Origin of the sequence: Streptomyces colwelliae, from assembly GCF_048158785.1 — a bacterium.
Classification (GTDB): Bacteria; Actinomycetota; Actinomycetes; order Streptomycetales; family Streptomycetaceae; genus Streptomyces.
Genome location: NZ_JBLTJC010000727.1, coordinates 1 through 2,081 on the forward strand (window position 1 = coordinate 1; position 2,081 = coordinate 2,081).

The following is a 2,081-nucleotide window of genomic DNA, read 5'->3' on the forward strand; positions in this document are numbered from 1 at the left end:
TTCAATATCGACGCAGGACTGATCGAAGAACAGCTGAGTGAACGGACGAGGGTGTTGCTGCCCGTGAGCCTCTACGGGCAGATGGCAGACCTGGCGGCGATGGAAAAGCTATCTGTGCAACACGGACCGTGCCTTTAACAGGGCCTAGACTCCCGTGCGTACAGATCGTCGAACACAGAGTTCACTTGGGTCACCGGGGTAGCGGGGTAGGCGGCCGCACCATCGGTCGCCGCGGAAGAGGAGGGGTCGGACTTGCGGGAGACGTTGCCGGAGACCTTTCGGGGGACCTTGCGGGAGCCGGCCGTGGTCGTCGCGGCGGACTCGGCGGACTACTTCCGGTCCTACTCCGTCGTGGGACTGCTCGCCGTCGTCGGCGTGCTCTTCGTCGCCGTGGCCTTCGGCGCGGGCCGCCTGCTGCGCCCGGTCGTCCCCACCCCCGAGAAACTCCTGACGTACGAGTGCGGCGTCGACCCCGTCGGCGAGGGCTGGGCCCACACTCAAGTCCGGTACTACGTCTACGCGTTCCTGTACGTCATCTTCGCCGTCGACTCGATCTTCCTCTTCCCCTGGGCGACGGTCTTCGCCGCGCCGGGCTACGGAGCGACCACCCTCGTCGAGATGTTCGTCTTCCTCGGTTTCCTGACCGTGGGCCTGCTGTACGCATACAAGAAGGGCGTCCTGACATGGACGTGACCCCCGAGCCCGTGTTGTTGCCGGAGCCCGTGTTGTTGCCGGAGCCTGTGATGTCGTCGGAGCCGAAACGCCTGGGCGCCCTCGCCCGCCTCGCCCCCGAACCCATGAAGGTCGTCCTCAACTGGGGCCGCCGCTACTCCCTCTGGGTCTTCAACTTCGGACTCGCCTGCTGCGCCATCGAGTTCATCGCCGCGTCCATGGCTCGCCACGACTTCATCCGCCTCGGTGTCATCCCCTTCGCCCCGGGTCCGCGCCAGGCCGACCTGATGGTCGTCTCCGGCACGGTCACGGACAAGATGGCCCCGGCCGTGAAACGCCTCTACGAGCAGATGCCCGAGCCCAAATACGTCATCTCCTTCGGCGCGTGCAGCAACTGCGGCGGCCCGTACTGGGACTCCTACTCCGTCACCAAGGGCGTCGACCAGATCATCCCGGTCGACGTCTACGTCCCCGGCTGCCCGCCCCGCCCCGAAGCCCTCCTCCAGGGCATCCTCAAACTCCAGGAGAAGATCGCCCGGGAGTCGCTGGGGGAGCGGTACGGGGTGACGGGGGGCCGGGCTTCTACGGCGGCGCTGCAGAGCGGGTTGGTGACGGCACCGACGCCGGTGCTGACGTCAACGCCGGTGGCTGGTGGGGGTTCTGCGGGCGAGGGCGAGGGCGAGGGTGAGGGCGTGGGCGACGGCACGGGCGAGGGCTCGTCCTCCGACTCCGGTTCCAACTCCAACTCCGGTTCTGGTTCCGGCTCGGGGGATACCCGATGACCGCCGTCGGTTGGCTGCCCGCTCCGGTCGAGGAACTGTTCGGTACGGACGCCACGGCCGAGGAGTCCTACGAACTCCTCACGGTCGACGTACCCCCGACCACCTGGCTCGCCGCCCTGCGCACCGCGCGCGACGACCTGGGCTGCACCTACTTCGACTGGCTGAGCGCGGTCGACGAACCGGGCACCGGCTTCCGCGTCTCGGCCCACGTCGTGGCACTGGCACCGGTACGCCGTCTCCTCGTCCGTACTACGGTCCCGCACGAGGCCCCGGTACTCCCCACCGCCGTCGACGTCTACGCGGGCGCCGCCTGGCACGAGCGCGAGACTCACGAGATGTTCGGCGTCGACTTCGAGGGCCACCCGGCACTGGACCACCTCCTCCTCCCGGAAACCTTCGAAGGCCACCCCCTCCGCAAGGACTTCGTCCTCGCCGCCCGAGTCGCCAAGGCCTGGCCCGGCGCGAAGGAACCGGGCGAGTCCGACCACGGCGGCCCGAAGCGCCGCCAGATGCTCCCGCCCGGCGTCCCCGACCCGAACGAATGGGGCCCGTTGAAGGGCCAGCTTCCGGCAGCTCCGGCGCGACCGGCGCGGGGGGCGGCGCGTGCGGCGGGGGAGCGTCCGGTGC

General features: G+C 69.1%; 4 protein-coding genes. All 4 read left to right on the forward strand.

What is annotated here, in order from left to right; all coding sequences use genetic code 11:
- The first annotated feature begins 6 nt into the window (after nucleotides 1-6).
- Nucleotides 7-138, forward strand: a complete 132-nt coding sequence (locus ACNFOC_RS53700) for a DegT/DnrJ/EryC1/StrS family aminotransferase (protein WP_416966216.1) — start codon at nucleotides 7-9, stop codon at nucleotides 136-138.
- A 150-nt stretch (nucleotides 139-288) separates the two neighbouring features.
- Nucleotides 289-693 (forward strand): NADH-quinone oxidoreductase subunit A, encoded by a 405-nt coding sequence (locus tag ACNFOC_RS53705; RefSeq protein WP_416966217.1) that lies wholly within the window; start codon nucleotides 289-291, stop codon nucleotides 691-693.
- Nucleotides 684-1,454, forward strand: a complete 771-nt coding sequence (locus ACNFOC_RS53710; protein WP_416966214.1) for an NADH-quinone oxidoreductase subunit B — start codon at nucleotides 684-686, stop codon at nucleotides 1,452-1,454. The genes ACNFOC_RS53705 and ACNFOC_RS53710 overlap by 10 nt, the downstream gene beginning before the upstream one ends.
- On the forward strand, nucleotides 1,451-2,081 hold a 631-nt coding region (locus ACNFOC_RS53715; protein ID WP_416966215.1), incomplete at its 3' end, for an NADH-quinone oxidoreductase subunit C. The genes ACNFOC_RS53710 and ACNFOC_RS53715, both read left to right, overlap by 4 nt.

Excerpts from the sequence above, each read along its gene's own strand:
- ACNFOC_RS53710 (WP_416966214.1), top strand. The coding sequence starts at position 684 with ATGGACGTGACCCCCGAGCCCGTGTTGTTGCCGGAGCCCGTGTTGTTG.